Source organism: Achromobacter sp. (assembly GCF_036567245.1).
Lineage (GTDB): Bacteria > Pseudomonadota > Gammaproteobacteria > Burkholderiales > Burkholderiaceae_B > Achromobacter.
The window spans coordinates 1-6,632 of sequence record NZ_DATCUY010000375.1; the positions used below are offsets into that span (position 1 = coordinate 1).

7 protein-coding genes are annotated in these 6,632 nt (G+C 65.7%); 5 read left to right on the top strand and 2 right to left on the bottom strand.

Features of this window, described 5'->3' with window-relative positions:
• Positions 1 to 51 precede the first annotated feature (51 nt).
• On the bottom strand, positions 52 to 1,092 hold the full coding sequence (locus tag VIR09_RS16080; protein ID WP_332013772.1) for an ornithine cyclodeaminase: 1,041 nt from the start codon (positions 1,090 to 1,092) through the stop codon (positions 52 to 54).
• A gap of 124 nt (positions 1,093 to 1,216) precedes the next feature.
• On the opposite strand from VIR09_RS16080, the gene VIR09_RS16085 reads away from it, so the two are divergent.
• The 3 genes from VIR09_RS16085 to VIR09_RS16095 all read left to right on the top strand — a co-directional run bounded on the left by VIR09_RS16085 (position 1,217) and on the right by VIR09_RS16095 (position 3,875).
• Positions 1,217 to 1,642, top strand: a complete 426-nt coding sequence (locus VIR09_RS16085; protein WP_332013777.1) for an Lrp/AsnC family transcriptional regulator — start codon at positions 1,217 to 1,219, stop codon at positions 1,640 to 1,642.
• 254 nt (positions 1,643 to 1,896) lie between these two features.
• Positions 1,897 to 2,829 (top strand): N-carbamoyl-D-amino-acid hydrolase, encoded by a 933-nt coding sequence (locus VIR09_RS16090; protein WP_332013778.1) that lies wholly within the window; start codon positions 1,897 to 1,899, stop codon positions 2,827 to 2,829.
• A 101-nt stretch (positions 2,830 to 2,930) separates the two neighbouring features.
• Entirely contained in the window at positions 2,931 to 3,875 is a 945-nt protein-coding gene (locus VIR09_RS16095) for an ornithine cyclodeaminase family protein (protein ID WP_332013773.1), read from the top strand.
• A gap of 19 nt (positions 3,876 to 3,894) precedes the next feature.
• On the opposite strand, the gene VIR09_RS16100 is transcribed toward VIR09_RS16095, so the two are convergent.
• A complete protein-coding gene (locus VIR09_RS16100) occupies positions 3,895 to 4,794 on the bottom strand; it encodes a LysR substrate-binding domain-containing protein (RefSeq protein ID WP_332013774.1) in 900 nt (299 codons plus the stop codon).
• Positions 4,795 to 4,917: 123 nt separating this feature from the next.
• Between VIR09_RS16100 and dkgB the strand changes: the two genes are divergently transcribed.
• Positions 4,918 to 5,721: a 2,5-didehydrogluconate reductase DkgB gene (gene dkgB, locus VIR09_RS16105; RefSeq protein WP_332013775.1), complete on the top strand. Its 804-nt coding sequence runs from the start codon at positions 4,918 to 4,920 to the stop codon at positions 5,719 to 5,721.
• Between the two features lie 163 nt (positions 5,722 to 5,884).
• Positions 5,885 to 6,616, top strand: coding sequence for an N-acetylmuramoyl-L-alanine amidase (locus VIR09_RS16110; protein WP_332013776.1), 732 nt, complete (start codon positions 5,885 to 5,887; stop codon positions 6,614 to 6,616).
• The last annotated feature ends 16 nt before the right edge of the window (positions 6,617 to 6,632 follow it).

Here is a 6,632-nt window from a genome sequence, read left to right on the forward strand (position 1 = left end):
CTGCGTCGCAGGCACGCTACGAAATCGCGGCGGCGGCCGCACCCGCGGGCGCTAAGCCCGGGCCAGAACCGGCATGGCCGCCCGCACCACCTCGAACAGGTTCTTCGGATCCGGCGATTGCGGCGCGACCTCGATGCGGGCGCCCACGCCATGGCGGATGGCGGCATCGCGCAGCCAGCGCAGCGCCGAAAAGTCCTCCAGCGCAAACCCCACCGAATCGAAGATGGTCACTTCCGCCGGGCTCTTGCGGCCGACGGATTGGCCCGTCAGCACCCGCCACAGTTCCGTGACCGCGAAATCGGCAGGCATCTGCTGCAGATCGCCCTCGATGCGCGTCTGCGGCTCGTATTCCACGAACACCGGCCCCGCACGCAACACGTCCGCGTGCAGCTCTGTCTTGCCCGGGCAGTCGCCGCCTACTGCGTTGAGGTGCATGCCGGGCTCGACCATGTCCGCGGTCAGGATGGTGGCGTAGGCCTTGTCCGCCGTCACCGTGGTGACGATGTCCGTGCCCTGGACCGCCTCTGCCGCACTATCGAAGCGCACCACGCGCAAGCCGGGCACTGAAGCCAGATTGCTTTCAAGCTTGCGTGTGGCGCCTGCGTCCACGTCATAGACGTGCAGGGTGTCGATGCCCAGAAGGTAATGGAAGGCCAGCGCCTGGAACTCGCTTTGCGCGCCGTTGCCGATCAGCGCCATCTTGCGCGAGTCCGGCCGGGCCAGCGCGCGTGCCGCCAGGGCGGAGGTCACGGCCGTGCGCAAGGCGGTGGTCAAGGTCAGTTCGCTGATCAGCAGCGGCTCGCCCGTGCTGACCTGCGCCAGCGCGCCAAACGCCATCACGGTGGACAGGCCGGCCTGCGGATTGCCCGGGTGGCCGTTCACGTACTTGAAGGTGTAGTACTCGCTGTCGGCGGTGGGCATCAATTCGATCACGCCAGTCGCCGAATGACTGGCCACCCGCGCGCTTTTGTCGAATTCCTGCCATCGAAGAAAGTCCGCGAGCAGATAGTCCAGCAGGCCGGCGAACACCTGTTGCGGACCTTGCAGGGCCACGATTTTGGCCACGTCGGAAGTTGAAAGCAGCGTCGTCAATTTGTTCTCCCCGAGTTATGGAATAGAAATTCTGGGGGATGGGCAAACCAATTAATAGTGACAACAATCCACACAAAACGCTAAGATTCTGCCATTCTGACAGGCATAAATGGCAATTTTCACAATGGACACGCTGGATCAGAACCTGCTCGGCCTGTTGCGCGCCGACGCCCGCATGTCGGTCGCCACCCTCGCGAAGAAGCTGGACGTCTCGCGCGGCACCGTCGACAACCGCATCCGCAAGCTGGAAGAACGGGGCATCATCCGGGGCTATACCGTGCGCCTGCGGCCGGAAGTCGAAACCGAGGACATCGTCGCCTGGATGAGCATCGCCGTCGAAGGCCACGAAACCCGCAAGATCGTGAGCCTGCTGATGGGAGAACCCAGCGTGGCGGGCCTGCACGACACCAACGGCCGCTGGGACCTGCTGGCCGAACTGCGCGTGCCTACCATCGACCAGCTGTCCGAAGTGCTGGACCGGCTGCGCACGCTCAAGGGCATCGCCGCTACCGAAACCAGCATCCATCTCAAGACCTTCAAGGCCCTTTGAGCGCTGGCATACGGGGAAACCCGATATAAAACTTTGCACGGCCTCCATGACGCTGCGTTATGCATGACGCCGGAACGGTCTCTGCCTGCGCGGTGAAATTCCCCGCTGAATCAGGGCTTTAGGATGAAATCGGGCGCATTTGGCGGCGCGCGCCGCCCGCCCGCACAGCGGTTCCGGATTTCCGCCCGCGCATGCATGCTTGCGCCTTCAGCCTGGAGATCCACATCGTGAGTAATGCATACCCCGCCCGCAAGATGGGCCTGGCGGTCGCCCAGATGGGCGCTGTGAACCTTGCCGATACGCGCGCGGCCGTGGTCCGCCGCCTGGTCGACATGATGCGCGAGGCCGCCGCCCGCAAGGCGGAGTTCGTCGTCTTCCCCGAGCTGGCGCTGACCACGTTCTTCCCGCGCTACTGGATGGAAGACGCCGAAGCCGTCGAGCGCTATTTTGAAAAAAGCATGCCCAACGCCGACGTGCAACCGCTGTTCGACAGCGCGCGCGAACTGGGCATAGGCTTCTACCTGGGCTATGCCGAACTCACGCCCGAAGGCCGCCAGTTCAACACCGCCATCCTGGTGGACCGCAGTGCCAAGATCATCGGCAAGTACCGCAAGATCCACCTGCCAGGCCACTCGGACCACAAGGTCGGCGCGCCGTTCCAGCACCTGGAGAAGAAGTTCTTCGAAGTCGGCGACCTGGGCTTTGGCGTCTGGGACACCAATGACGTGAAGATCGGCATGTGCCTGTGCAATGACCGCCGCTGGCCCGAGACCTATCGCGTCATGTCGCTGCAAAGCGCCGAACTGATCATGCTGGGCTACAACACGCCGTCCGTGAACATCCACTGGAACGAGCCCGCGCATCTGCGCACCACCACGCACGAGATCGTATTGCAGGCCAGCGCCTACCAGAACGCGGTCTGGGTCGGCGCCGCCGCGAAATGCGGCCATGAAGACGGCCACCACATGATAGGCAGCTCCATGATCGTCGCGCCCTCCGGCGAGATCGTGGCGCGCGCAAGCGGCGAGGAAGACGAAGTGATCACCGCCAGCATCGACCTGGCCATGGGCCAGGCCTTCCGCGACCATGTGTTCAATTTCGCCAAGCACCGCAACCCGCAGCACTACAAGCTCATCGTCGAACGCACCGGCGCGGGCGACCCGCTGCCTACCGCCGCCATCGACTAGCCACCGCGCCCGCCCGCGACACGGCGCGGGCGGGCGCCGCCTGCGCTGCTAGACTGCCTGCTGGCCCTCAGACAGACCGACCCGCAGCAGGCAAGAATCCCATGCGCTTTATCGACACCGAACAGACCCGCAACGCCCTGTCCTTCGACGCCGTCATTCCCGCCCTGCGGGAAGCCTTCCGCGGCAGCGCCACCGTGCCGCCGCGGCATGTCCACGCCATCCAGTCGGGCAATGCGCATGGCACCTCCCTGATCATGCCCGCCTGGAGCGACCGCGGCTACTTCGGCGTGAAGATCATCAACATCTTCCCCGAGAACACCCATCTGGGCCTGCCGGGGCTGCATGCCACCTACAATCTGTACAGCGCCACCACCGGCGTACCCATCGCCCAGGTCGATGGCGACATCGTCACCGTCTACCGCACGGCGGGCGCGGCCGCGCTGGGCGCGGATTATCTGGCGCGCGCCGACGCCAGCACGCTGCTGATCGTGGGGTCCGGCCGCATCGCCGGCCTGGTGGCGCAAGCCATGCGCAGCGTGCGCCCGATACAGCGCGTGCTGGTGTGGAACGTGCGTGCGGCCGGCGCCGAGAAGCTGGCCAACGAGCTGCGCGCGCAGGGCTTCGATGCCCAGGCCGCCGCCGACCTGGAAAGCGCCGCGCGCCAGGCGGACATCATCAGCTGCGCGACCCTGTCCACCGTGCCGCTGATCCACGGCGCCTGGCTGCGCCCAGGCGTGCACCTGGACCTGATCGGCAGTTTCAAGCCCGAAATGCGCGAGACGGACGCGGCCTGCTTCGACGGCACCTCGGTCTACGTGGACACCAGCGAAGCGCCCACCAAATCGGGCGACCTGCTGGCCGCCTTCGAGGCCGGCGCGCTCAAGCGCGAGGACATCCGCGGTGATCTGCACCAGCTGGCCACCGGCGAACTGCCGGGCCGCCGCGACGCCCAGGAAATCACCGTGTTCAAGGCCGTGGGCAGCGCGCTCGAAGACCTGACGCTCGCAACGCTGGTGTACGAATCGGTCAGCGGCGAACGCGCTTGAACCCGCGGCGCTTGCGCCGCTATTCGAAGCCGCCCGGGTCCAGCGCCTGGACCATGTAATCGATGAAGGATTTGATGCGCGAGGAGATCGCGGTGTTCCGGTAGTACACCGCGTTGATCGGCTGCCGCACCTCCTGCGTCTGCTTCACCAACAGCTGCCGCAAGGCGCCGCTTTCGCGATCGCCGCGCGTCATGAAGTCGGACAGGCAGACGACGCCGCCGTCGTTCAAGGCCAGTTGCCGCAAGGTCTCGCCGCTGAAGGCCCGCACTTGCGGCTTGATGTGCAGGGCCTGGCCGTCGGCCTCCAGCAGCGGCCATTCGTTCAGCGCTTCCAGCTGGCTGAAGCCCAGCAGGACGTGCGAGGCCAGGTCGGCCACGCGCCTGGGCGTGCCATGCGCGGCCAGATAGCCGGGGCTGGCCAGCACGCGCACGCGGCTATGCCCCAGCGCCACCGCATGCAGCGACGAATCCTTCAGGCGCCCGATACGGATGGCCAGATCGGTGCGGCGCTCCAGCAGGTCGATATTGCCTTCGTTGCTGTTCAGCTCCAGCTCCACCTGCGGATAACGCTGGCGATAGCCCGGCACCAGCGGCGCGATCACGTGCAGCATGAAGGGCGATGCCGCATCCACCCGCAAGAGCCCGGCCGGCTGGTTGCGGCGCAGGCTCATCAGTTCCTCGCTTTCTTCCACCGCGGCCACGATCTTGCGCGCCTGCTCCAGATAGGCCCGGCCTTCCTCGGTCAGCTCCAGCCGCCGCGTGGTCCGGCGCATCAGCGTGGTCTGCAGCTTTTCTTCCAACCGGCTCATGGTCCGGCTGGCGGCGGAAACGGTCTGTCCCAGCACATCCGCGGCAGCGGTGATGGAACCGCTGTCCACGATGGCGATAAAGACCTGCATTTCGTCTAGCGTCGTCTTCATTCTTGCATTTATATCAAAAGTCTTTCATGCATACCGGACTTTTTCCGCAAGTATCCGACGGGCACACTGCATCCATTCCCGGACGCCTGCGTCCGGATCCCAGAATCCCCAAAGGAGTTACCCATGAGCATTCCCGCCTTCGGCGCCGGCACCTTCCGCCTGCAGGGCCAGACCGTCATCGATTCCGTGCGCAACGCGCTGGACCTCGGCTACCGCGCCATCGACACCGCGCAAATCTACGAAAACGAAGCCGAGGTCGGTCAGGCCATCGCCGAATCCGGCGTACCGCGCGAGGCGCTGTTCGTCACCACCAAGATCTGGGTCCCCAACTACGCTCGCGGCAGGCTCATCCCCAGCCTGCAGGACAGCCTGGCCAAGCTGCGCAGCGACTACGCGGACCTGACCCTGATCCATTGGCCCGCGCCCGGCAACGGCGTGTCCATCGAGGAATTCATGAGCGCGCTGGCCGAAGCCAAACTGCAGGGCCTGACCCGCCAGATCGGCATCTCCAACTTCCCCATCGCCGAAACCCGCGCCGCCATCGCCGCCGTGGGCCGGGAGCAGATCGCCACCAACCAGATCGAACTCAGCCCCTACCTGCAGAACCGCAAGCTCGCCTTGTTCCTGCAGGAACAAGGCATCCAGATCACGTCGTACATGACGCTGGCCTATGGCAAGGTGCTGAAGGATCCAGTCATCGACCAGATCGCCCAACGCCACGACGCCACGCCCGCGCAGGTGGCGCTGGCCTGGGCCCTGCAACTGGGCTACGCCGTCATCCCGTCGTCAACCAAGCGCGAAAACCTGGCCAGCAATCTGCTGGCCCAGGACCTGCGGCTGACGGAAGCAGACATGGCGCAGATCGCGGCGCTGGAGCGCAATGGCCGTGAAGTCAGCCCGGAAGGCTTGGCGGCGCAGTGGGATTAAGCCTCGCATAGTGCAAACGCACTATTGCAAATCCAGGGAGTAATACTTTCGGATACTAGCGAACTGGCCTAGGCGCGCCTATATATCGCAGCTACGGGCGCAATCATCACTGTCGTCATGTCGTCTTGCCTGGAAAGCGCCGCCCGTTTCGAGGAGACAAGCAATGGCACGGTGTCCGTTCGCGACTTGGCGACCCATTTCCGGATCTTCCGGACCGCATCTGGGCGGCCCCTACAAGATCGTCCATCACACCACGGAAGGCAGTAGCGCGCAGGGCGCGATGGCCGCCTTCCGGCAGAACCGCTCCGATCCGCACTTCACCGTCGACGGCAGCGACATCTACCAGCATATCGATACCGCCGAAGGCGCAAGAGCGCTGCGCAACGATGCCGGCGGCGCGCAGACCAACCGGGATTCGGCCGTGCAGATCGAACTGGTCGGGTTCGCGCACTTGCCCAAGGACGGGCGCGCGCTGACCAACCTGGCGCGGCTATGCCGCTGGATCGAAGCGGAGCATGGCGTGCCCCGGGTCTGGCCTTCAGGCCGGCCCCTGCCCGCCAGGAATGGCCGGGACCCGGGCGGGCACAACCGCGACGTCACGACCTGGGACGCGCGCGGCGGCCATTATGGCCATTGCCACGTGCCGGAGAACACGCATTGGGACCCGGCGTACTCGGCTGCGGAAGCGGACTTCCTGCTGGCCGCGACCTTCTCTCCCGACGGCACGCTGCTGTCGCCGCCGGTCCCGTTGAGGCCGGCCGGCAAGCGCGCCGCCAGGTCGGCCGCGCCCGCCTCCACCATGCCGGACCACGCGCAAGTGGAGGCGGACGTCGTCGCCAAGCCGCCAGCGCACGCGCCTGAACACCGCTCCCATCCCAAAGCGCCGCCGCGCTGAAAACCCGTCCCCAACG

Bases quoted from the DNA above. Each gene is read 5' to 3' on its own strand.
- VIR09_RS16090 (WP_332013778.1), top strand. From the start codon at position 1,897: ATGGGCCTGGCGGTCGCCCAGATGGGCGCTGTGAACCTTGCCGATACG.
- VIR09_RS16100 (WP_332013774.1), bottom strand. From the start codon at position 4,794: ATGAAGACGACGCTAGACGAAATGCAGGTCTTTATCGCCATCGTGGAC.
- dkgB (WP_332013775.1), top strand. From the start codon at position 4,918: ATGAGCATTCCCGCCTTCGGCGCCGGCACCTTCCGCCTGCAGGGCCAG.
- VIR09_RS16110 (WP_332013776.1), top strand. From the start codon at position 5,885: ATGGCACGGTGTCCGTTCGCGACTTGGCGACCCATTTCCGGATCTTCC.
- VIR09_RS16095 (WP_332013773.1), top strand. From the start codon at position 2,931: ATGCGCTTTATCGACACCGAACAGACCCGCAACGCCCTGTCCTTCGAC.
- VIR09_RS16085 (WP_332013777.1), top strand. From the start codon at position 1,217: ATGGACACGCTGGATCAGAACCTGCTCGGCCTGTTGCGCGCCGACGCC.